Below are 21,264 nucleotides of genomic sequence, written 5' to 3'. Positions count from 1 at the left end.
AGGGGCCGAGGGTCGGGCGGCCGGGGCCGCCGCAGACGGACTAGCCACCGAGACCGAGCTCCGCGGTCTTCTCGGCGATGTTCGCCTTGTCGATGAGCACCGGGGCGAAGTAGGTGGTCGGCGTGACCGCGTCCGCCTCGCCGCCGAGGAAGCGGGCCACGTTGTCGGCCGAGCCGGCGCCGATGGCGAGGTTCTGCTGCGCGACGGTCGCGGTGTAGGAGGAGTCGGGGTCGGCGATCAGGTCGAGCGCGCCCTGGTCGGCGTCGACGCCGTAGATCTTGATCTCGTCGCGGCCCGCCGCGTCGACGGCCTGCGCGGCGCCGATCTGCGGGGTGTCCCAGCAGGACCAGATCGCCGAGATCTCGCCCTTCGGGTAGCGCGAGAGCGCGTCGCCGATCTGCTGCTTCGCGTCCTCGATCGTGCCCTCGTACTTGTCCTGCAGCTCGGGCTGGAGGATCGAGATGCCCGGGTAGTCCTCGAGGACGAGCTTCAGCTCGTTGTAGCGGATGCGGCAGGGCGCGACGCCCGGGAAGCCGTTGAAGACCAGGATCTGGCCGGAGCCGCCGATGTCCTCGGCGATGGTGCGGGCGAGCGTCGAGCCGATCTGCCAGTTGTCGCTGGTGACGTTGTTCTCGGAGTACTCGGACACGTTGTCGATGGTGAACAGCGGGATGCCCGCGTCGTGCACCTCCTTCAGCGCCGGCGCGAGGGTCGTCGCGTCGCCGAGGATCACGATGATCGCGTCGGGCTTCTGCGCGACGAGGTTCTCGATGTCCGAGACGTGCTTGTCGTCCTTGGCCTCGGCCTGGGTGGCGACGACGGTGCCGCCGAGCGCCTCCACCCGGTCCTGCACCGACTGGTACACGATCCGGGAGAAGTCGTGGACGATGTCCTTCGCCGCGACGCCGACCGTCCTGCCCTCGAGGCTCGGGACGTCGGCGGTCGAGGCCGCGGCGGTGGTCGCCTCGGCGGCGGCGGCGTTCGCGGCGTTCGCGCCGGAGGACTCCTCCTTGAGCGAGCAGCCGGTGAGGACCAGCGTCGCGGCGGCGAGGAGCGCCACCGCGGAGGTGAGGGAGCGGAATCGCATGGGAGGGCCTGCTTCGGTGTGGGACGTCGGTGCGGGAGAGGGAGGCGGTGCGCCCGGATCCGAGGAGGACCGGGCGGCGCTGCTGGCCATCGTGGCGGCGGCGCGGCGGCTCGTCACGCCCGCCGGTCATCCACCGCAACGCGGCGTCACACGGCGCAACACGGCGGCCGTTCGTTACGCCGGATTGCGCCGGCGGCGACGCGGTGTCGGCCGTCCCTCCTAGGGTCCGAAGCGCACCAGCCCCGAACCGAACGGAGTCCCATGGCGTCCCGCATCGTCCTCAACGCCTTCGACATGACCTGTGTCGGACACCAGGCGCCCGGCCTCTGGCGGCACCCCGACTCGCAGGCCGACCGCTACAACGACCTCGAGTACTGGATCGACCTCGCGAGGACTCTCGAGCGCGGCACCTTCGATGCGCTCTTCCTCGCCGACGTGCTCGGCGTCTACGACGTCTACCGCGGCTCCGTCGGCCCCGCGCTGATCGACTCCGCGCAGGTCCCGGTCAACGACCCGCTGCTGCAGATCCCCGCGATGGCCGCCGCCACGAAGCACCTCGGCTTCGGCGTCACCATCTCGCCGACCTACGAGCAGCCGTACGCCCTCGCGCGCCGGCTCTCCACGCTCGACCACCTGACCAAGGGGCGGATCGGCTGGAACGTCGTCACCTCGTACCTCGACAGTGCCGCGCAGAACCTCGGCCTCGAGCGGCAGATCCCGCACGACGAGCGCTACGACATCGCCGAGGAGTTCCTCGACGTCAGCTACAAGCTCTGGGAGGGCTCCTGGGAGGAGGGCGCGGTGCTGCGCGACCGCGAGCGCGGCGTCTTCACCGACCCGCGAAAGGTGCACCCGATCGGCCACTCCGGCACCCACTACCGGGTGCCGGGCATCCACCTCTCCGAGCCGTCGCCGCAGCGGACGCCGGTGATCTTCCAGGCGGGGGCCTCGCCGCGCGGCATCGACTTCTCGGCGAAGCACGGCGAGGCCGTCTTCATCAACGCGATCCGGCCGGAGCTGACCCGGCGGACCACCGACGCCATCCGGGACGCCGCGGAGAAGCACGGCCGCGCGCGCACCGACCCGAAGATCCTCATCCTCGCGACCGTGATCGTCGCCGAGACGGATGCCGAGGCGCAGGCCAAGTACGCCGACTTCAAGACGTACTCGTCCCGCGAGGGGGCGCTCGCGTTCTACGGCGGCTGGGCTGGGCTCGACCTGTCGCAGTTCCCCGCGGACGTGCCGCTCGACTACGTCGACACCGATGCGGTGCGCAGCGCCCTCTCGATCTTCACGAAGGCGGACCCCGACCGCGCCTGGACCCCGGACGACGTCGCGGAGTACCTCGGCATCGGCGGCATCGGCCCGGTGATCGTCGGCTCGCCGAGCACCGTCGCGGACGAGCTGGAGCGCTGGGTCGACGTCGCCGGGATCGACGGCTTCAACCTCGCCTACGTGGTCACCCCCGGCACCTTCGAGGACTTCGTCGACCTCGCCGTGCCCGAGCTGCGCCGGCGCGGCCGGGTCTGGGAGGAGTACGAGGGCGCGACCCTGCGCGAGTACCTCCAGGGCCCGGGCAGCGCCCGCGTGAAGGACTCGCACCCCGCCGCCGCCTACCGCGGCGCGTACACCGGCTCGCCCAGCGCCGCCGACGGACTGCCCGACAGCGTCCTCTCCGTTCTGCCCGCCCTCGACCCGGAGCCCGTCCGATGAGCCCGACCGCCACTGCCCCGACCAGCCCCGAGTCCCGCGCCGAGCGTCCGCGCTCGCACTGGGACCGCGTCGCGACCGCCGCCGAGCACGCGCACTGGGACGCCGTCGCGTCCGGCGTCGCCGAGATCCTCGCGGCCGACGTCCTCGAGCGCGACCGCGGCAACCTCGACCCGACCACCGAGCTCGAGCCGCTGCGCTCCTCGGGCCTCGTGAACCTGCTCGACCCGGCCGAGTACGGCGGCGGCGGCGCGGTCTGGAGCACGGCGTTCCGGGTGATCCGGATCCTCGCCGCGGCGGACGCCTCGCTCGCGCAGATCCTGCTGTACCACTACGTCAACTCCGCCAACATCGCGTTCTCGGCGCCGGAGTCGGAGCGCGAGCGGTTCTACCGCGCGACGATCGAGGGCCGGTGGCTCTGGGGTGACTCGGTGAACCCGGTCGATCCCGATCTCGAGCTGACGCCGCGCGGCGACGGCTTCGAGCTGAACGGGCTGAAGCGCTTCTCGACCGGCGTCTCCTCGGGGGACGCGGTGCTGGTCAACGCGGTGATCGCCGGGGGCGACCGCTCCGGCGAGACGCTGACCTTCGTGCTCCCCCGCGACCGCGCGGGCATCGAGCCGCTCGGCGACTGGGACTTCCTCGGCCAGCGGCAGAGCGCCTCCGGGTCCGTCCGCTTCACCGGCGTGCGGGTGGATGCGTCCGAGATCCTCGGTGCGCTGGTCGACGAGCCGTTCGCGACGCTGATCACGCCGTCGATCCAGCTCGGCTTCGGCAACCTCTACCTCGGCATCGCCCAGGGCGCGCTGGCGAAGGGCCGGGGGCTGACCCTCGGCCGGAAGAACTCCTGGTTCCTCTCGGGCGTCGAGACCTATGCGCAGGATCCGTTCGTGCGCCGCCTCTACGGCGAGCTGGTCGCGCACACGGCCGCCGCGGAGGCGCTGGCCGACCGCGTCGGCGCGCTGCACGACGCCGAGGTCGCCCGCGGCGCGGCGGTGACCGCCGAGTCGCGCGCCGCCCAGGCGATCGAGATCGCGAAGGTGAAGATCGTGACGGACGCGCTCGCGCTCGACGTGACGACCCGGATCTACGAGGCGACCGGCTCCTCCTCCGCGAAGAGCTCGATCGGGCTCGACCTCTACTGGCGGAACGTCCGCACCCACTCGCTGCACGACCCCGTCGACTACAAGAAGCTCGAGGTCGGCGCGAACTACCTGACCGGCGACGTCCAGCCGCTCTCCCTGTACACATGAGCGGCGCCGGACACCTGAGCGCCTCCGGACACGGGAGCGGCATCGGACGGTCGGGCCTCGCGGAGGCGCAGGCCGTGTTCCGCCCGGTCTTCGAGGAGATCGCGGCGGGCGCCGTCCAGCGCGAGCTCGACCGCGAGCTGCCCTTCGAGCCGATCGCGCGACTGCGCGCGGCCCGCTTCGGCGGCCTGCGGGTGCCGGTCGAGCACGGCGGCCGCGGGCTCTCGCTGCGCGAGACCGCGTCGCTCCTGATCGAGCTCGCGACGGCGGACTCCAACGTTGCGCAGGCGCTCCGCGGTCACTTCGCCTTCGTCGAGGACCAGCTGTCCTTCGCGCCGTCGTCGGCGCGCGACGGCTGGCTGCACCGGCTCGCGGCGGGCGAGCTGGTCGGCAACGCCTGGAGTGAGATCGGCACGGCCGCGGTCGGCGTCACGCAGACCACGCTCACCCGCCGGGGCGATGAGCTGGTCGTGAACGGCACCAAGTACTACTCCACCGGCACGATCTTCGCGGACTGGACCGACGTCGTCGTGCGCCGCGAGGACGGCACGGACACCGCCGTGGTGGTGCGCGTCGACCAGCCGGGCGTGGTCGCGACCGACGACTGGTCGGGCTTCGGCCAGCGGCTCTCCGGCAGCGGCACCACCGTCTTCACCGACGCGCTCGTCGAGCCGGAGCACGTCTTCGCCTCCGTCCTGAGGGCGCCGCACCAGACGCCGTTCTTCCAGCTCGAGCTGCTCGCGGTGCTCGCCGGGATCGCCGCCGCGGTCGAGCGCGATGCGGTCGCGGCCGTCCGCACCCGCTCGCGGGTCTACAGCCACGGCCTGGCCGATCACGGCCGGGACGACGCGCAGATCCAGGAGGTCGTCGGCGCGATCTCGGCGATCGCCTTCGGCGCCCGTGCCGCGGTGCTGGTCGCGGCGGAGGCCGTCGGCGAGGCGGCAGCGGATCCGTCACTGGTGCCCGCGGCCGGCGCCGAGGTGTACCGGGCGCAGGTGCTGCTCACCGAGTCGGTGCCGCGCGCCGCGACCCTGCTCTTCGACGCGCTCGGCTCCTCCGGGGTCGCGACGGGAGCCGCGCTCGACCGGCACTGGCGCAACGCGCGCACGGTCGGCGCGCACAACCCGGTGATCTACAAGCAGCGGATCGTCGGCGAGTGGGCCCTGAACGGCACGCCGCCGCCGCTCGCCTGGTCGATCGGCGTCGGGCGGCCGCAGGGCTGAGCCGCGGATCAGGGCCGGCTCAGCGCCCCGCCTGCACCGCGTGCAGCGTCGCGTAGCGCCCGCCTGCCGCGAGCAGCTCCTCGTGGCTGCCGGTCTCGACGATCCGCCCGCGCTCGAGCACGACGATCGTGTCGGCCGAGCGGATCGTCGACAGCCGGTGCGCGACGACCAGGGTGGTGCGGCCGCGCATGAGCCGCAGCAGCGCCTCCTTGACGGCCGCCTCCGACTCCGGATCGAGCGCGCTGGTCGCCTCGTCGAGCAGGAGCACCCGCGGGTCGCGGACCAGGGCGCGGGCGATGGCGATGCGCTGGCGCTGACCGCCGGAGAGGCGGGCGCCGCGCTCGCCGACGACCGCGTCGAGCCCGTCCGGCAGCTCGCGGACGAACTCCAGGGCGTTCGCGTCGCGGAGGGCGGCGAGGATCCGCTCCTCCCCGACGCCGGTCAGCCCGTAGGCCACGTTGTCGCGGATCGAACCCTCGAAGAGCACCGAGTCCTGCGGCACGACCGAGACGGAGCGGCGCCAGGTGCGCAGGTCGAGGGTCTCGGCGTCGACGCCGTCCAGCAGGATGCGGCCGCCGGTCGGGCGGAGGAAGCCCAGCACGAGGTTGAGCATCGTCGACTTGCCGGAGCCGGAGGAGCCGACGAAGGCGACGGTCCGGCCGGGCTCGATGTCCAGGTCGATGCTCCGGACGCCGACGGTGCTGGCGACGTCGGCGCCGCTCCCGGCCTCAGCGTTCCCCGCGCCGTAGCGGTAGGTCACGTCCTCGAGCCGGATGCGCCCGCGCACCTGGGCCGCGCGGGCCTTGCCCTCGTTCTGCTCCAGGTCCGGGTCCTCCAGCAGCTCGCCGATCGAGCGGATCGACTCGGTGCCGCGGGCGATGACGGGCAGCAGCATCAGCAGGTTGGTCATCGCGCCGGTCAGCAGCGCGAAGTAGGAGCTCAGGAGCACGACCTGGCCGGGCGTGATCGGCAGCCAGCCGCTGATCGAGACCCAGGCGGCGAGCACCAGGCAGCCGATGCCGAGCAGCTGCAGGCTCACCCAGGAGAGCGAGGCGAAGCGGCCGTTCAGCAGGTCGAGGCTGTAGCCGGCCGAGCGGACGCCCTCGGCGCCGGCCGCGACCCGGGCGACCGCGGTCTGCTCGAGACCGTGCGCGCGGGTAATCGGAATGAGCGTCGCCATCTCGCCGACGCGGGCGGAGAAGTGCTCCACCTCGCGGCGGAACTGCTCGTTGCTGCGGCGCGAGCGGCGGCCCAGGAAGGCGCGCAGGAGAACCGCGAGCGGGATGGCGCAGGCGTAGACCGGGAGGAACGCGGGCACCTCGATCGCGGTCATCACGACCGCGCCGATCGCCACCATCGTCGCGGAGAGCAGCGGGTGGCCGACCTGCTGGTACATCGTCTCGATGTTCTCGACGTCGCGGACGACCTTGGTCTGCACGATCGACGAGCTGGCGCGGGAGTGGAAGCCGATGGAGAGGTTCTGCAGGCGGGCCGCGAGCGCGTTGCGGAGGTCCGTGCCGGTCTGGCGCACGGCGCTCATGTAGAGCCGGGTGTACATCACGTGGTTCGGGTAGTTCTGCAGCAGCGCGAGCAGGGCGATGCCGGCCCACAGCCAGAGCGTCGACTCCGGGCCGCCGGCGACGACGACGTCGACGATCGCGCCGGTGACCACCGGGAGCAGCCAGAGCGGGGTGTCCTTGACCGCGAAGAACAGCACGGCGACGACGACGCGCGGGCGGTAGCGGCCGAGCAGCCCGAGGGCGGAGCGGCCGGGGTGGCGGCGGTCGAGCAGCAGCGGGGCCTGCGAGGGACGGGCTTCTCTCACGAGACGGTCGACTCCGATCGGGGTGTCCGCAGCGCCTTCGGGAGCGACCGCTCCGACGGGGACGCCCTCGACGCTACCCGGGCGGCGCGGTCGTGGGCAAGCGTTTTCCTGACTAGGGTTCTGCCGACCGATGCGCCCGGGCGAGCCGGTGCGCCAGACCTCGTGAGGACCCCGATGACCGAGCCGACGCCCCTGCGCGAGGACGCCTTCGCCGCGCCCTACTGCGATCCCGTGTTCGACGGACCGACCGACCCGGTGCTGGTCGCCGACACCCTCCGCGGCGAGTGGCGCCTGTTCTACACCCAGCGCCGCGCGACGCTCGATCTGCCCGGGGTCGAGTGGGTGCACGGCAGCGCGATCGGCGTCGCGGTGTCGAGCGACGGCGGGGCGACCTGGCGGTACCGCGGCACCATCCCCGGCCTCGACGCCGGACTGTCGGCCGACCTGCCCACGCTCTGGGCGCCCGACGTCGTGCGGATCGGGGATCGCTGGCAGATGTTCGTCACCCGGATCGACGGCACCCCCTGCGACTGGACCGGACGGGCGACGATCGCGCAGTTCGAGAGCGACGACCTCGAGACCTGGCGGCTCCTCGGCGAGATCGACCTCGGCTCCGAGCGGGTGATCGACGCCGCCGTCGCGCGCACCGGCGACGGGCGGTACCGGCTCTGGGCGAAGGACGAGCGGCGCGACTCCCGCACCGTCGTCGCCGTCAGCGATGATCCCGGCGACCCGGCGTCCTGGCGGCTCGAGGGCGTCACCGTCGCCGGGCGCCCGCACGAGGGGCCGAAGGTGTTCCCGCTGGCCGGCCGGTACTGGCTGATCACCGACGAGTGGCGCGGGCTGGCCGTGCACCACTCCCTCAACGGCGTCGGCGACTGGCGGCGTCAGCACGAGCGGGAGGGCCTGATCCTGACCGCTCCGGAGCGGCTGGACGGTGCGCCGATCGTCGCCCGGCACGCGGACGTCGTCCCGCTCGACGACGACCGCGCCCTGATCGTCTACTTCACCCACCCCGGCTGGGACGGCAGCGACCTCGCGTCGATGCCGCCGAGCGCCGCGCTGCGCCGCTCGCACGTCCGCGCGGCCGTGCTCACCGTCGTGGACGGCGTGCTGGTCTGCGCCGCCGACAGCGTGCCGGTCGAGTAGCCGCCGTGGGCGGCCGCAGCATGCGGGCTGCCGGGCCCTCGCGTCCGGCAGGGTCGGATCTCGATACGCCCGCGCCGCGGGCTACTCGATCAGCATGAGGGGCCGCCACCACGGCAGGCGGCGGGCGGGTGGCCACCCCATGCTGGTCGAGTAGCCGCCGCAGGCGGCGTATCGAGACCCCGCGTCCTCAGCGCGCCGGCTGCCGGGCCCTCGCGTCCGGCGGGGCCGGATCTCGATACGCCCGCTCCGCGGGCTACTCGATCAGCATGTACGTGCCGGTCGAGCAGCCGCCGCGGGCGGCGTATCGAGACCCCGCCGCGAGCCCGGCTTGACGGGCGAGACCCCGGCACGTATTTTGGGGCAAACGCTTTCCCGAAACGTTTCATTGCAGTTCGGGGCTCGAAACGATGATGTTCTCGAAAGGACGACGATGTTCCGCTCACACAGCAAGCGCTACTCGGCGGTGGCCGCCGTGGCCGTGGCCGCCCTCGCTCTGACCGGCTGCTCCGGTGGAGGCTCCGGGGCCTCCGCCACCCTGGACCCGGACGAGGAGATCACCCTCGACTACACGTTCTGGGGCAACGACGACCGCGCCGCCCGCTACGACCAGGCGATCGCCCTGTTCGAGGACGAGCACCCGAACATCACCATCAACTCGACCTTCACCGACTACCCCGGCTACTGGGAGAAGCGCCAGACCGAGGCGGCCGGCGGCGGGCTCCCCGACGTGATGCAGTTCGACTACACCTACCTCCGCCAGTACGGCGACAACGGCCTGCTCGGCGACCTGTCCGAGTACTTCGGCGGCGTGGTCGACGAGAGCACCATCTCCCCGGAGCTGCTCGCCACCGGCGAGCTCGACGGCGCGACCTACGCGATCCCCACCGGCTACAGCGCCTGGGCGGTCTTCCAGAACCAGGACCTCCTCGCGGCGAACGGCGTCGAGCCCTACGCCGGCGGGGGCAGCTGGGAGGACTACGCGGCCTACGTCGCCGACGTCACCGCGAAGACCGGCGGCGCCGTCTACGGCGGCACCGACTACACCGGCCGCATCCAGAACTTCGAGCTGCAGCTGCGCGCCGAGGGCAAGGAGCTGTTCACCGAGGACGGCGAGCTCGGCTTCACCGAGGACGACCTCGCCGCGTTCTGGGAGCAGGGCGACGAGATGCGCACGAGCACCGGCGTTCCGGCCGCGCGCCTCCAGGAGCTGCTGCCCAAGTCCGGCTTCGGCGCCGGCATCGCGACCAGCGAGATGAGCTGGAGCAACTTCCTCGGCGGCTACATCGGCGACAGCGGCGCGTCCGAGATCCTGATGACCGCCCCGCCGACTGCGGACGAGGGCAGCAAGGACCTCTACCAGAAGGTCGGCCTGATGCAGGCGATCTCCTCCGCGACCGAGCACCCCGAGGCCGCCGCGACGTTCCTCGACTTCCTGATCAACAGCCCCGAGGTCGGCGAGATCTTCGGCGCCACCCTCGGCATCCCCGCCTCCTCCGAGCAGCTCGCCGGCGCGAACCTCGAGGGCCCGGACAAGCAGGTCGCCGACTACCTCGACTCCGTCGAGGACCGCCTGGGCGAGGCTCCGGCCGCCCCGGTCGCCGGCTACGGCGCGATCGAGGCGAACTTCCTCGACCTCGGCACCAGCCTCGGCCTCGGCGCGGTCACCGTCGACGAGGCGGTCCAGCAGTTCTTCGACGAGACCGACGTCACGCTCCAGAACTGACCCGGCCGGCTGATCCGGCCGCCCTGCACCGCTCCCCACTGATCCGCACTGATCCCCTTCATCCAGGCCAGGAAAGGCATCACATGACGACGACGTCGACCCCCAGCGGCACCGCCGCGGACGGTCGCGTCGCGCCGATCGCCGACCGGACGAGCACCCCTCGTCCGGTCGGCCCTCAGGCGCGGCGACGCCCCAAGCGGGACACCCTGGCCGGCTACGTGTTCCTCTCGCCGTGGCTGATCGGCTTCGTCGGGCTCACGCTCGGCCCGATGCTGATGTCCCTCTACTTCTCCTTCACCGACTACAACCTCTTCCGGGCGCCGGAGTGGATCGGCACCGGGAACTTCGAGCGCCTGTTCGGCGACCCGAAGTTCCTCCAGTCGGTGCAGCTCACCCTCGCCTACGTCTTCATCGGCACGCCGGTGAAGCTGGCCGCCGCGCTCGTCGTGGCGATGCTCCTCAACTACAGCGCGAAGGGCACCGGCTTCTTCCGCTCCGCCTTCTACGCGCCGTCGCTGATCGGCGCGAGCGTCAGCATCGCGATCGTCTGGCGGGCGATGTTCTCGACCGACGGTCCCGTCGACTCGGGACTGCAGATCTTCGGCATCCAGATCGGCGGCTGGGTGGGCGTGCCCGCCCTGATCCTGCCGATGATGATCATCCTGGCCGTCTGGCAGTTCGGCGCCCCGATGGTGATCTTCCTGGCCGGCCTCAAGCAGGTCCCGGCCGAGCTCTACGAGGCCGCGATGGTCGACGGAGCGGGCCCCTGGCGGAAGTTCCGCAGCGTCACGCTGCCGATGCTCTCGCCGGTGATCTTCTTCAACCTGCTGCTCGAGATGATCAACGCCTTCCAGGTCTTCGCCTCGGCGTACATCATCGGCAACGGCACCGGCGGACCGGCCGGCGCCACGAACTTCTACACGGTGTACCTCTACACCCGCGCCTTCACGAACAACCAGATGGGCTACGCCTCGGCGATGGCCTGGGTCCTCCTCCTCTTCGTCGGCGTCCTCGCCTTCGTCCTCTTCAAGACCCAGAAGAGCTGGGTGCACTACTCGGGAGACACACGATGACGACCTTCGACACCACGCTCCCCTCGGCCGACACGCAGGTGCTGACCGAGCCCGCACCCCGCCGCCGCCCGCGCCGCAAGCGCCCGAAGACCGCGACACTGGTCTGGATCGCGGCGATGATCGTGCTCACCGCGATCGTGCTCTACCCGCTGGTCTGGATGGGCGCCGCGGCGTTCAAGCCGAACAGCGAGTTCGGCGGGCAGACCTCGCTGCTGCCGCAGAACCCGACGCTCGACAACTTCGTCAAGGTGCTCGCCGGTGTCGGCGGGGTCCCGCTCTGGCGGTTCTTCCTCAACTCGACGATCCTCGCGGTCGGCTCGGTCATCGGAGTGGTGATCTCCTCCTCGATGGCGGCCTACGCCTTCGCCCGGCTCGACTTCCGCGGCCGCCCGCTCTACTTCGCGCTGATGATCGGCACGCTGCTGCTGCCGATGCACGTCCTGCTCATCCCGCAGTACACGATCTTCCGCACCCTCGGGATGATGGACACCTACTGGCCGCTGCTGATCGGCAAGTTCCTCGCGACCGAGGCGTTCTTCGTCTTCCTGATGGTGCAGTTCATCCGCAACCTGCCGCGCGAGCTCGACGAGGCGGCGCGGATCGACGGCGCCGGCCACCTGCGGATCTTCGGCTCGATCACGATCCCGCTGATCCGCCCGGCGCTGATCACCTCGTCGATCTTCGCCTTCATCTGGAGCTGGAACGACTTCCTCGGCCCGCTGCTCTACCTGAACACGCCCGATCAGCAGCCGCTGCCGCTCGCGCTCCGCGTCTACAACGACCAGACCTCGGCGTCGGACTACGGCGCGACGATCGCGGTCTCGGTGCTCGCGCTGCTGCCGGTGCTGATCTTCTTCATCGTCTTCCAGCGCTTCCTGGTCGACGGCGTCGCCACCCAGGGCCTCAAGGGATGAGCCGCGCGTCACGGGCGCAGCGCGAGGCCCGTGCGGCCGCCGCCGACGGCACGGCGCTGCGCTGGCCGGGGGCGGCGAACCGCTTCGCGCTGTTCGCCGAGGTCCTCTTCACGGGGCTCCTCGTCACGATCCTCGCCCTGCCGCTCGTGACGCTGCCGCTCGCCCTCGCGGTGGGGGCGCGGCACCTGCGCCGCTTCGTCCTCGACGAGCCGTCCTCGCTGCGCACGGCGCTGGCGGAGGCGCGCACCGGGGTCCTGCGCTCGCTGCCGGTCGGTCTCGCGCTGCTGGCGCTGTCCGCGGTGCTCGGCCTCGACCTGCTGGTCGCCTCGACCGGCGCCCTGCCCGGAGCGACTGCGGTCGCGGTGGTCTGCGCGGCGCTCCTCGCGGCCGCGCTCGTCGTCGTGCTGACGGCGTCGGCGCTCTGGCTGCCCGACTCGCGCTGGGTCCCGCTGCTGGGCGAGGCCGCGACGCTGGCGGTCCGCGACCTGCGCGGCTCCGGGGCGCTGCTGGTGGCCCTGGTGCTCGCCGCGGTGGTCACCTGGCAGCTGGCACCCTTGGTGGTGCCGGCGCTCGGCTGCACGGTGTTCGCCGCGCTCGCGGTGCGGCTGTCGCGGACGGCGCCCGCGGCGCGCTGAGCACGACCCCTCCCACCCCCATCACCACTCGACGACCATGACCACGGAAGGCCCACGGCTCGGATGATCCACTACGGCGGCGACTACAACCCGGAGCAGTGGGACGAGAGCGTCTGGCCGGAGGACGCGCGGCGGATGCGCGAGGCCGGCGTCACGACCGTCAGCCTCGGCATCTTCGCCTGGGCACGGATCCAGCCGGACGAGGACACCTTCGACTTCGGCTGGCTCGACCGGATCCTCGACCTGCTGCACGAGCACGGCATCGCCGTCGATCTGGCGACCGCGACCGCCTCGCCGCCGCCGTGGGCCACGAGCAGCTACCCGGGCATCCTGCCGCAGGACGAGAACGGCGCGACCTACTGGCCGGGCAGCCGCCAGGCCTACCGCCCCACCTCCCCGGACTACCGCCGGCTCGCGGCCCGGCTGGTGACGGCGATCGCTGAGCGGTACCACGACCATCCCGCGGTGGTGCTGTGGCACGTGAACAACGAGTACGCCTGCCACCTGCACCACGACTACTCCGACGACGCGGCCGCCGCGTTCCGGGTCTGGCTGGAGCGCAAGTACGGCTCGATCGACGAGCTCAACCGGCGCTGGGGCACCTTCTTCTGGTCGCAGCGCTACGCGTCCTTCGCCGAGATCGTGCCGCCGCGGAAGGCGCCCTACAGCCACAATCCCGCTGGGCTGCTCGACTTCCGCCGCTTCACCTCGGACGCGCTGCTCGAGCTCTACACGATGGAGCGCGACATCATCCGGGCCTCCGGAGCCACGCAGCCGATCACGACCAACTTCATGGGCGCCTTCCCGCCGCTCGACTACTGGAAGTGGGCGGCCGAGGTCGACGTCGTCAGCGACGACAACTATTTCGATCCCGCCGATCCGGAGTCGTTCCGCACCGCCGCGTTCACCCGCGACCTGATGCGCTCGCTCAAGCCGGGAGTGCCGTGGCTGCTGATGGAGCAGGCGACCGGTGCCGTCAGCTGGCGGCCCTCCAACGCCGTCAAGGCGCCCGGGCAGATGGCCGCGCTGTCGATGCAGGCCGTCGGGCGCGGCGCGGACGGCGTGCTCTTCTTCCAGTGGCGGCAGTCGCGGCGGGGCAGCGAGAAGTTCCACTCGGCGATGCTGCCGCAGGCGGGCGTCGGGACGCGCACCTGGCGCGAGGTCGTCGAGCTCGGCCGGGTGCTCGGCGAGCTGCCGGAGCTGTCGGTGGAGTCCTCGACCGACGGAACAGCCGGCGGATCGGCCGGTGGATCGGCCGGCGGGCCGACCGGCTCCGGTGCCCGCATCGCGCTCGTCCTCGACTGGGAGAACTGGTGGGCGATCGGCAACCCGGACCACCCGGTCGTGCTCGACCTCCTGGAGCTCGTCCAGCGCTGGTACTCCGCGCTGCACCGGCAGAACCTCGCGGTCGACCTGGTGCTGCCGACGGCGGACCTGGCCGCGTACGACCTCGTGATGCTCGCCCACTCCTATCTGCTCACCGACGCGGCCGCGGAGAACCTGACGGCGTTCGTCGAGCGGGGCGGCCGGCTGCTGGTCACCGCGTTCAGCGACGTGGTCGACGAGGACGACGCCTTCCGCGAGGGCGGCTTCCAGGTCGGGCTCCGCGAGGTGCTCGGTGTGTCGGTCCTCGAGTTCGCCGGGATCGGGGCGGCCGGCGCGGAGGTCGCCGGCGCTCCCTGCGGCGTCCTGCGCGGCGAGCTGCTGGCGGAGGAGCTCGGCGTGCTCGTCGACCCGTCCGACGAGCGGCCGGTCGAGGTCCTCGGCCGCTACTCCTCCGGACCCGCGGCGGGCACCCCGGCGCTGACCGCGCGACGCACCGGCACAGGCACCGCCCACTACCTCGCGACGATCCCGGACGACGCGGGCATGCTCGCGCTGACCGCCTGGCTGGCCGAGCAGTCCGGCATCTCCCCCGTGCTGCGCACCGGGAGCCCCTGGGTCGAGGCGGCCCGCCGCGGCGACGTCCTCACGGTGATCAACCACGGCCAGGACCCCGTCGACGTCGCCGTCTCCGGCACCGACCTCGTCACCGGCCATCCCGTCGACACCGTGCACCTCGCCCCCTACGCCTGGACCCTCCTCCGCCCCTGACGCCCGTCCCCCTCCGCGAGATGCCACTTGTGCACGCTTCTACCGGCGTGTCGCGCTCACAAGTGGCATCTCGCGGGGGGCGGAGTGAGTGGCCGCGATGTCGGCGGCGACGGCGTGCAGGGCCGAGCGGACGAGGCGGGCGGCGGGGTCGAGCTCGCCGCACCAGGCGACCCGCAGCGAGCGTCCCGCCCAGCGCGGGCCCGCCACCGGCACGGCGACGACGCCGCGCGGCAGGCCGGCGATCGCGAGCGCGGGAACGGTCGTGACGCCCAGGCCTGCGGCGACTAAGGCGAGGCGGCTGCTCCAGCTGTCGATCTCGGCGACCACCCGCGGCTGCGCGAGCGCCGGCCACGCGCCGAACTGCGGCTCGCCCCGCGCGCCGCGGCCGACCACCCAGTCCGCGCCCGCGAGATCGTCGACGCTCAGCTCCCGCGCGTGCGCCCACGGGTGCCGCTCGCCGACGGCGACGTGCAGCGACGCGGCCGGCAGCACTTCCGTGTCGATGCCCTCGAGGCCGTAGCCGTCGGGCTCGGCGCCGTCGGGCTCGGCGCCGACCGCGACCACCGCGAGGTCGAGGCGCCCCGTGCGCAGCCGCCGCAGCTGCACGGGCGTCGAGGACTCGACCAGGACGACGTCGACCGCCGGGTGCGCGCGGGTCACCCGGGCGATCGTCTCGGGCGCGAGGTGCATCGCGGCGGTCGCGAAGGCGCCGAGGCTCACCCGGCCGAGCAGTGGGCGGTCGAGGTCGGCGATCTCGCGGGCCGCGGTGTCGAGGTGGTCCAGGATCGCCGATGCGTGCCGGGCGAGGCCGAGGGCCGCCGGAGTGGGGACGACGCCGCGCGGCCCGCGCTGGAAGAGCGGCGCGCCGACCGCCTCCTCGAGCGCGGCGATCTGCTTCGAGACGGCGGACTGGGTGAAGCCGGTCTGCTCGGAGGCGCCGGTGAAGGAGCCGGTGCGCAGCACGGCTCCCAGCGCGCGGAGCAGTTGCGGGGGCACGTCGAGGGTCACCGCTCCAGTATGCGGCCGGCAGTCCGGCGCGGAATGGCCGCGGTGCCGATCATTCGCTTCCGGAACGGGCGCGAGCCGGGGAGAGTGGCGGCATGACGACTCCGAGAACCTGGTTCCTGACCGGCACGTCCAGCGGCTTCGGCCGGCTCTGGGCCGAGGCGGCGCTCGAGCGCGGCGACCGCGTCGCGGCCACCGCCCGCGACCCCCGCAGCCTCGACGACCTCGCCGAGCGCTTCCCCGACCGCCTGCTCCCGCTCGCGCTGGACGTGACCGACCGCGACGGGGTGCTCTCCGCGGTCGACCGCGCGGAGCGGCACTTCGGCGGCCTCGACATCGTGGTGAACAACGCCGGCTACGGCCACTTCGGCATGGTCGAGGAGCTGGCCGAGCGCGAGATCCGCGAGCAGCTGGAGACCAACTTCTTCGGCGCGCTCTGGGTGACCCAGGCCGCGCTCCCGGCGCTGCGCCGCTCTCGGGGCCGGCTCCTGCAGGTCACCAGCGAGGGCGGCGTGCGCGCTTTCCCCGGCATCGGCGCGTACCACGCGTCGAAGTGGGCGCTCGAGGGGCTGAGCGAGTCGCTGCGGCAGGAGGTGGCGGGCTTCGGCGTCCGGATCACCTGCGTCGAGCCCGGCCCCTACGCCACCGACTGGCTCGCCCGCGGCTCGCGCCGGAGCGCCGAACTGCCCGAGTACGCGGCGGTGCACGCGGAGGGGCCGGACTTCTCCGTCGGCGATCCCGCGGCGACGAGTGCCGCGATCCTCCGGCTCGTCGACGCGGAGGACCCGCCGGCCCGGCTCATCCTGGGGACGGTCCTGCCCGCGATCGAGGAGCTCTACGCCGAGCGCCTGCGCACCTGGCGCGAGTGGGACGACGTCTCGGTGCGGGCTTTCGGCACGCCGCAGTGAGCGACGAGGCGGAGGGTCCGCTCGGCCCGGTCCCGGGCTGGACCGGCGTCGCGGTGCGCGAGGTGGTCGATCCGCACGACCACGAGGTGACCGCGCCGGCGACCGACGCGCTGCAGCTGATCCTGGTGACCGCCGGCTCCTACCTGATCGAGAGCGCCCGACCGCACGGCCGCTGGGCGCACGGGCACGCGGCGCCGGGACGCTCGGCCGCGACGGCGCCGGGGCGAGAGATCCGTGCGGCATGGCGCAGCACGAGCTCCGAGACGTTCCGCTCGCTGCACGTCACCGTCGCCGCGCCGCTGGTCGCCGGGGTGCTGGAGGGCGTCCCCGGAGCGTCCGCCGAAAGGCTCGACTTCCTCGCGGTCGGCGACGACTTCGTCCGCTCCGCGATGCTCGAGCTCGCCCACGCCGCGCGGGCCGGAGCGCCGCCCGTGCTCGCCGACGCGGTGGGCACGGCGCTCGTCGCGCACCTGCTCTCCCTGCCGGAGCCTCAGTCGGGCACCGCCGGGCTCTCCCGCACGCAGCTCGCCGTGGTGACCGACCACCTCGCGGCCCGGCTCGCCGACCCGGTGACCCTCGACGAGCTCGCCGCGCTGGTGCACCTCAGCCCCTTCCACTTCCTGCGCCGCTTCACCGCCTCGACCGGCTCGACGCCGATGCGGTATCTCACCGCCCTGCGGATGGAGCACGGCCGAGACCTGCTGCGCCGCTCCGACACCCCCGTGGCGGTGGTCGCCGCGGCCTGCGGCTACGCCACGCCCGCCGCCTTCGCCGCCGCCTACCGCCGCCACCACGGCGCCAGCCCGCGCGAGCACCGGCCGCCCCGCTGACGCGGCAGGCGCTCTGCCGGCGAGACGTCCCGCCGCCGTCGAGGCGTCCTGCTCCGAGTGGACGCCTCGACCGCACCGGGACGCCTCGCCGTTCGGACGGAGGGTGACTTGGAGTCAGGTGCCTCGCCGCCGCGCGCGACCGCGCAGCGCCAGGACGGCGGCGGCGCTGAGCATCGCGCAGCCCGCCGCGGCGACGGTCACGGCGACGACGGTCTCCGTCCACGGGGTCGTGTCGAAGGACTGGTAGCCGGTGATCGCGGGCGCGACGACGAAGGTCGCGATCAGCAGTCCCGGGAGGGTGCTGCCGAGCAGGCAGGCGTACGCCAGCGCCGCCGACACCGACCTCCGGTGCGCCTTCGCGGCGAGGGCACCGAGGCCGACGACCGGCACCAGCCCGAGCATCATCTGCAGGAAGGGGAGCTGCAGCGGAGTGGGGGCGCCGATCAGCCCCGACAGCACTCCGTGCAGCCCGTTCAGCCCGAGGACGCCGGCGACCACGAGCGCCGTCAGGCGGAGGAGCGCGCCCCCGCCGATCGCCCGCGCCGACACCGGCAGGGCTATCGCGATCAGCAGTAGACCCGCGCCGTGCATCTGCGCCGCCGTGCCGAGGGGCTCCCACGGATCCGCGGGGATCGTGTAGTCGAAGAGATGGTCCTCGACCGACCGGTCCGTCCGCCTCCAGCCCTCGCTCGCGGTGACCCAGCGCTGCAGCGAGGCCTGCAGCTGCAGCAGCGCCGCCCCGAGCAGGAGCGCGGCGGCGAGCAGCGCCCCGCGCGGCGATCCCTGTCCGCTCCGCGCATTAGCCGCGGACAAGCGCACCGTCTCTCGCTCCGCCATGGGCGGCACGCTAGCGCTGCCCGGCCAACGGCGGGAGAACGAGCGGTGCACGGCCCGGGAGGCGCCGGCCTCCTCCCCGCCCTGCACCGGCGCGGATCTCGCGCGCCGAGGAGCAGTGACCGCCGAGCTCGGGCTCGCAGAACCTGCTCCGGCTCGTCGGAGCACGGGGCTTCCGCGAGCCGTGGCGGTTCCGACGAGCCGGACGTCCGCAGGCCGGTCAGCGCCCGTCGCCCGCGGCGAGCAGCTCCCGGACCGTGCGCGGCTCGCGTCCCAGCAGGCTCGCGAGCGTCGGGTCCGTCCCCGCGAAGAAGCCGGCCGCCGCCGCCTGATGCATCCCGAGCAGGAACCGCGCCTGCGGCTCCGGCTGCCCGGCGGCGACGCGGCGCGCGAGCCACTCGTCGTCGCCGAGGATCCGGAACTCGATCGGCCGTCCCGCGACGTCCGCGGCGAGCTCCGCGACCTCCGCGAAGGTCGGCGCCTCGAGGGCGGTGAGGGTGACCGGTCCGTCGTGCGCCTCGTCCGCGCGCAGGAGGAGAGCGGCGGCCTCCGCCGCGTCCTCCCGGGCCGTCCACGAGACGGGGCCGTCGGACGGCACCTCGATGACGCCGGTCGAGCGCCAGTCGCCGAGGAAGAACGCGAGGCTGTGCGCGTAGAAGCCGTTCCGCAGCGAGGTCCAGGCAAGCCCCGACTCCGCCAGCAGCTGCTCGGTCGCGGCGTGATCGCGGCCGGGGCCGAACGGGGTGTCGGGCGAGGCGCCCTGGTGACTCGTGTAGAGGATGCGGCCGACCCCGGCCTGGACAGCGGCCTCGACCGCGGCGCGGTGCAGAGCCGGCGCGTCGGCTCCCGGGTCGTTCGAGGAGACGAGCAGCAGCTGGTCGGCGCCCGCGAAAGCGCCGGGCAGGGACGCGGGATCGGCGTAGTCGCCGCTCCGCACCACGACGCCCCGGTCGGCGAAGCGCGCGGCCTTCGCGGTGTCGCGCGCGACGACGACGATCTCGGCGGCGGGCAGGGAGTCGAGGAGATGGTCGACGGTGGCGCCATTGAGCGCTCCGGTGGCGCCGGTGACGATGATCATGGAGGGCCTTTCGATGGGGGACCACCGGGATATCGGTGATACTGCTCGAACGATAACCCTGGAATACCAGCGATAGCAAGAGTGCGATATCGTCGATCCATGACCGCGCCCCCCACGGACACCCGAGCCCGCATCGTCGACGCCGCGGCCCGCCTCCTGCGCGAGGCCGGCCCATCGGCCGTCACCACCCGCGGCGTCGCGGAGGCGGCCGGCCTGCAGGCTCCGGCGATCTACCGCCTCTTCGGCGACAAGGACGGCCTGCTCGAGGCGGTCGCCGAGCACGTGCTGAGCAGCTGGGTCGCCGAGAAGTCGGCCGTCGTCGAGGAGGCCGCGGCCGGCGACGTCGACCCGATCGAGGATCTCCGCGCCGGCTGGACGGCGCAGATCGAGTTCGGCCTCGCGAATCCCTCACTCTTCCGCCTGCTCAGCGACCCTTCCCGCGCGGCGGCCTCGCCGGCGGCGAAGTCGGGGAGGCGGGTTCTCGCGGCGCGGGTCCGCCGGGTCGCGGCCGCCGGTCGCCTCCGCGTCCCCGAGGAGCGCGCCGTCGGGCTGATCCAGACGGCGGGGACCGGCGTCGTGACGACCCTGCTCTCCTCCCCCGCGGCCGAGCGCGACGCGGGTCTCGCCGACGCCGCGTTCCAGGCGGTGCTCGCCGGGATCCTCACCGAGCAGGCGCCCGCCGCGGACGACGGGCCACTCGCCGCCGTCGTCGCCGTCCGCGCCCTCGCGCCGCGGCTCGCGGATCTCCGGCCCGCCGAGCGGGAGCTGCTGCGCGACTGGCTCGACCGCGTGCTCGACGGCGGCGTGCGGCGGCGGACCGCGGAGGACTGACAGGATCGGCGGGTGCCCTCCTCCGCCGTTCGCCTAGGCCGCGTGCTGCCGATAGCCGTGCTGATCGCGCTCTCGGTCGCCGGGTGCAGCGGCGCCGTGCCGATGGCGGCCGCCCCTGCCGCGGCCGCCGTCGACTGCGCCGAGATCGTGGTGCGCCTCCCCTCCGACGTCGTCGATCTCGCGCAGCGGGAGACGGACGCCCAGGGCACCGGGGCGTGGGGTGACCCGGCGCAGGTGCTCCTGCGCTGCGGGGTGGCCGACCCCGGTCCCTCCGCCGAGTGCATCACCGAGCGCGACGTCGACTGGACGATCGACGACAGCGACGAGGCCGTCGTCACGGCGACGACCTACGGCCGGGACCCCGTCGTCGAGGTCGTGCTCGGCGCCGGCCTGTCCGGTGGTCGCGAGATCCTCGCCGCCCTCGCCCCGGCGGTCTCCTCGGTGCCGGCGACACGGAGGTGCTCGTGAGCGGCGCACGACCCGGAGGCTCGGCCGGCCGCGCGCCCGGAGCCCGCGGGCGCGAGCACGCCGTCCGCGCCGTGCTGGGCGCGATGCTGGCGCTCGTGCCGCTCGCAATCGGGGCGCTCGTCGACAGCGCGAACGGGACGGCGCCCACTCCCCTGTCGGCCGACCCGGGCTTCGTCCTCCTCGCCCTCGGCGGGCTCGCCGTCTGCGCGGCGGTGGCGAGCCTGCCGGTCGGCGCCGCGACGTACCTGCTGGACCGCCTGATCGAGCGCGTCTGGACCAGCAGCGGAGGGCGCCTGGCCGCGCAGGTCGTAGCGAACGCCCTCGTCGGCGGGGCGGCCGGCCTGCTCCTCGGCGGACTCGTCGCGCCGTTCTGGCGTCCGATCGAGCGCGCACTCGTCTTCACCGGTCCGTGGGCGCTGGCCGCCGCCGCGTTGGTCCTCCTCTCGGCCGTCCTGCGGAGTCGCCGCCGCTGAGGCGCCTCCGGCGACTCCTCCGACCGGAGCGGGACTTCATGCTGATCGAGTAGCCCGCGCAGCGGCGTATCGAGATCCGCCAGTGCCGGCACGAGAGCCTGCAGACCCGACGTCGCTGCGGTGGGCGGGTCTCGATACGCCCCTGCGGGGCTAC

19 protein-coding genes are annotated in these 21,264 nt (G+C 73.3%); 14 read left to right on the top strand and 5 right to left on the bottom strand.

Annotated elements, in window-relative coordinates; translation table 11 throughout:
- Positions 1-40 precede the first annotated feature (40 nt).
- The gene (locus C1I64_RS06265) at positions 41-1,087 is read right to left on the bottom strand and encodes a sugar ABC transporter substrate-binding protein (protein WP_127886586.1); all 1,047 of its coding nucleotides are present in this window, start codon (positions 1,085-1,087) and stop codon (positions 41-43) included.
- A 261-nt stretch (positions 1,088-1,348) separates the two neighbouring features.
- On the opposite strand from C1I64_RS06265, the gene C1I64_RS06260 reads away from it, so the two are divergent.
- Genes C1I64_RS06260 through C1I64_RS06250 form a run of 3 tightly spaced genes read left to right on the top strand, consistent with a single transcriptional unit; the run spans position 1,349 to position 5,270 of the window.
- Positions 1,349-2,800, top strand: a complete 1,452-nt coding sequence (locus C1I64_RS06260; RefSeq protein WP_123732386.1) for an LLM class flavin-dependent oxidoreductase — start codon at positions 1,349-1,351, stop codon at positions 2,798-2,800.
- Positions 2,797-4,050 (top strand): acyl-CoA dehydrogenase family protein, encoded by a 1,254-nt coding sequence (locus tag C1I64_RS06255; RefSeq protein WP_127886585.1) that lies wholly within the window; start codon positions 2,797-2,799, stop codon positions 4,048-4,050. The genes C1I64_RS06260 and C1I64_RS06255 overlap by 4 nt, the downstream gene beginning before the upstream one ends.
- Positions 4,047-5,270 carry an acyl-CoA dehydrogenase family protein gene (locus C1I64_RS06250; protein WP_127886584.1) on the top strand — a complete coding sequence of 408 codons (1,224 nt, stop codon included), beginning with the start codon at positions 4,047-4,049 and terminating at the stop codon, positions 5,268-5,270. Before C1I64_RS06255 ends, C1I64_RS06250 begins: the two co-directional genes overlap by 4 nt.
- 19 nt (positions 5,271-5,289) lie before the next feature.
- Here C1I64_RS06250 and C1I64_RS06245 read toward each other — a convergent pair whose 3' ends face one another.
- Complete coding sequence (locus C1I64_RS06245; protein WP_127886583.1) at positions 5,290-7,095, bottom strand: ABC transporter ATP-binding protein; 1,806 nt, start codon at positions 7,093-7,095, stop codon at positions 5,290-5,292.
- A gap of 174 nt (positions 7,096-7,269) precedes the next feature.
- On the opposite strand from C1I64_RS06245, the gene C1I64_RS06240 reads away from it, so the two are divergent.
- The 6 genes from C1I64_RS06240 (at position 7,270) to C1I64_RS06215 (ending at position 14,683) form a co-directional block, all read left to right on the top strand.
- The gene (locus C1I64_RS06240) at positions 7,270-8,244 is read left to right on the top strand and encodes a glycoside hydrolase family protein (protein ID WP_127886582.1); all 975 of its coding nucleotides are present in this window, start codon (positions 7,270-7,272) and stop codon (positions 8,242-8,244) included.
- A gap of 430 nt (positions 8,245-8,674) precedes the next feature.
- Positions 8,675-9,967, top strand: a complete 1,293-nt coding sequence (locus tag C1I64_RS06235) for an ABC transporter substrate-binding protein (protein WP_127886581.1) — start codon at positions 8,675-8,677, stop codon at positions 9,965-9,967.
- 83 nt (positions 9,968-10,050) lie between these two features.
- Positions 10,051-11,040, top strand: a complete 990-nt coding sequence (locus C1I64_RS06230) for a carbohydrate ABC transporter permease (RefSeq protein ID WP_123703775.1) — start codon at positions 10,051-10,053, stop codon at positions 11,038-11,040.
- Positions 11,037-11,954: a carbohydrate ABC transporter permease gene (locus tag C1I64_RS06225; protein ID WP_123703773.1), complete on the top strand. Its 918-nt coding sequence runs from the start codon at positions 11,037-11,039 to the stop codon at positions 11,952-11,954. The genes C1I64_RS06230 and C1I64_RS06225 overlap by 4 nt, the downstream gene beginning before the upstream one ends.
- The gene (locus tag C1I64_RS06220) at positions 11,951-12,589 is read left to right on the top strand and encodes a hypothetical protein (RefSeq protein WP_127886580.1); all 639 of its coding nucleotides are present in this window, start codon (positions 11,951-11,953) and stop codon (positions 12,587-12,589) included. Before C1I64_RS06225 ends, C1I64_RS06220 begins: the two co-directional genes overlap by 4 nt.
- A 63-nt stretch (positions 12,590-12,652) precedes the next feature.
- The gene (locus C1I64_RS06215) at positions 12,653-14,683 is read left to right on the top strand and encodes a beta-galactosidase (protein WP_127886579.1); all 2,031 of its coding nucleotides are present in this window, start codon (positions 12,653-12,655) and stop codon (positions 14,681-14,683) included.
- 39 nt (positions 14,684-14,722) lie between these two features.
- On the opposite strand, the gene C1I64_RS06210 is transcribed toward C1I64_RS06215, so the two are convergent.
- Positions 14,723-15,691, bottom strand: coding sequence for a LysR family transcriptional regulator (locus C1I64_RS06210; protein WP_127886578.1), 969 nt, complete (start codon positions 15,689-15,691; stop codon positions 14,723-14,725).
- Positions 15,692-15,783: 92 nt separating this feature from the next.
- Between C1I64_RS06210 and C1I64_RS06205 the strand changes: the two genes are divergently transcribed.
- Together C1I64_RS06205 and C1I64_RS06200 are read left to right on the top strand one after the other, a co-directional pair.
- Entirely contained in the window at positions 15,784-16,596 is an 813-nt protein-coding gene (locus tag C1I64_RS06205) for an SDR family NAD(P)-dependent oxidoreductase (protein WP_127886577.1), read from the top strand.
- On the top strand, positions 16,593-17,426 hold the full coding sequence (locus C1I64_RS06200) for an AraC family transcriptional regulator (RefSeq protein WP_127886576.1): 834 nt from the start codon (positions 16,593-16,595) through the stop codon (positions 17,424-17,426). Before C1I64_RS06205 ends, C1I64_RS06200 begins: the two co-directional genes overlap by 4 nt.
- A 114-nt stretch (positions 17,427-17,540) precedes the next feature.
- On the opposite strand, the gene C1I64_RS06195 is transcribed toward C1I64_RS06200, so the two are convergent.
- The gene (locus tag C1I64_RS06195; protein WP_127886575.1) at positions 17,541-18,263 is read right to left on the bottom strand and encodes a hypothetical protein; all 723 of its coding nucleotides are present in this window, start codon (positions 18,261-18,263) and stop codon (positions 17,541-17,543) included.
- A gap of 217 nt (positions 18,264-18,480) precedes the next feature.
- On the bottom strand, positions 18,481-19,338 hold the full coding sequence (locus tag C1I64_RS06190; RefSeq protein WP_127886574.1) for an NAD(P)H-binding protein: 858 nt from the start codon (positions 19,336-19,338) through the stop codon (positions 18,481-18,483).
- Between the two features lie 99 nt (positions 19,339-19,437).
- On the opposite strand from C1I64_RS06190, the gene C1I64_RS06185 reads away from it, so the two are divergent.
- Genes C1I64_RS06185 through C1I64_RS06175 form a run of 3 tightly spaced genes read left to right on the top strand, consistent with a single transcriptional unit; the run spans position 19,438 to position 21,110 of the window.
- Positions 19,438-20,169: a TetR/AcrR family transcriptional regulator gene (locus tag C1I64_RS06185; protein ID WP_127886573.1), complete on the top strand. Its 732-nt coding sequence runs from the start codon at positions 19,438-19,440 to the stop codon at positions 20,167-20,169.
- Between the two features lie 42 nt (positions 20,170-20,211).
- Positions 20,212-20,637, top strand: a complete 426-nt coding sequence (locus C1I64_RS06180) for a DUF3515 family protein (RefSeq protein ID WP_244209410.1) — start codon at positions 20,212-20,214, stop codon at positions 20,635-20,637.
- Complete coding sequence (locus C1I64_RS06175; protein WP_127886572.1) at positions 20,634-21,110, top strand: hypothetical protein; 477 nt, start codon at positions 20,634-20,636, stop codon at positions 21,108-21,110. The genes C1I64_RS06180 and C1I64_RS06175 overlap by 4 nt, the downstream gene beginning before the upstream one ends.
- The last annotated feature ends 154 nt before the right edge of the window (positions 21,111-21,264 follow it).

The sequence above is a fragment of the Rathayibacter festucae DSM 15932 genome, assembly GCF_004011135.1.
Classification (GTDB): Bacteria; Actinomycetota; Actinomycetes; order Actinomycetales; family Microbacteriaceae; genus Rathayibacter; species Rathayibacter festucae.
Note: the sequence above shows the minus strand (reverse complement) of the source record. Positions and strands in the feature narration are given on the sequence as shown.

What these genes read in the sequence shown, in the direction of transcription:
- C1I64_RS06185 (WP_127886573.1), top strand. Translation starts at nt 19,438, where the DNA reads ATGACCGCGCCCCCCACGGACACCCGAGCCCGCATCGTCGACGCCGCG.
- C1I64_RS06190 (WP_127886574.1), bottom strand. Translation starts at nt 19,338, where the DNA reads ATGATCATCGTCACCGGCGCCACCGGAGCGCTCAATGGCGCCACCGTC.
- C1I64_RS06225 (WP_123703773.1), top strand. Translation starts at nt 11,037, where the DNA reads ATGACGACCTTCGACACCACGCTCCCCTCGGCCGACACGCAGGTGCTG.
- C1I64_RS06205 (WP_127886577.1), top strand. Translation starts at nt 15,784, where the DNA reads ATGACGACTCCGAGAACCTGGTTCCTGACCGGCACGTCCAGCGGCTTC.
- C1I64_RS06250 (WP_127886584.1), top strand. Translation starts at nt 4,047, where the DNA reads ATGAGCGGCGCCGGACACCTGAGCGCCTCCGGACACGGGAGCGGCATC.
- C1I64_RS06255 (WP_127886585.1), top strand. Translation starts at nt 2,797, where the DNA reads ATGAGCCCGACCGCCACTGCCCCGACCAGCCCCGAGTCCCGCGCCGAG.
- C1I64_RS06260 (WP_123732386.1), top strand. Translation starts at nt 1,349, where the DNA reads ATGGCGTCCCGCATCGTCCTCAACGCCTTCGACATGACCTGTGTCGGA.
- C1I64_RS06195 (WP_127886575.1), bottom strand. Translation starts at nt 18,263, where the DNA reads ATGGCGGAGCGAGAGACGGTGCGCTTGTCCGCGGCTAATGCGCGGAGC.
- C1I64_RS06235 (WP_127886581.1), top strand. Translation starts at nt 8,675, where the DNA reads ATGTTCCGCTCACACAGCAAGCGCTACTCGGCGGTGGCCGCCGTGGCC.
- C1I64_RS06230 (WP_123703775.1), top strand. Translation starts at nt 10,051, where the DNA reads ATGACGACGACGTCGACCCCCAGCGGCACCGCCGCGGACGGTCGCGTC.
- C1I64_RS06265 (WP_127886586.1), bottom strand. Translation starts at nt 1,087, where the DNA reads ATGCGATTCCGCTCCCTCACCTCCGCGGTGGCGCTCCTCGCCGCCGCG.
- C1I64_RS06220 (WP_127886580.1), top strand. Translation starts at nt 11,951, where the DNA reads ATGAGCCGCGCGTCACGGGCGCAGCGCGAGGCCCGTGCGGCCGCCGCC.
- C1I64_RS06240 (WP_127886582.1), top strand. Translation starts at nt 7,270, where the DNA reads ATGACCGAGCCGACGCCCCTGCGCGAGGACGCCTTCGCCGCGCCCTAC.
- C1I64_RS06215 (WP_127886579.1), top strand. Translation starts at nt 12,653, where the DNA reads ATGATCCACTACGGCGGCGACTACAACCCGGAGCAGTGGGACGAGAGC.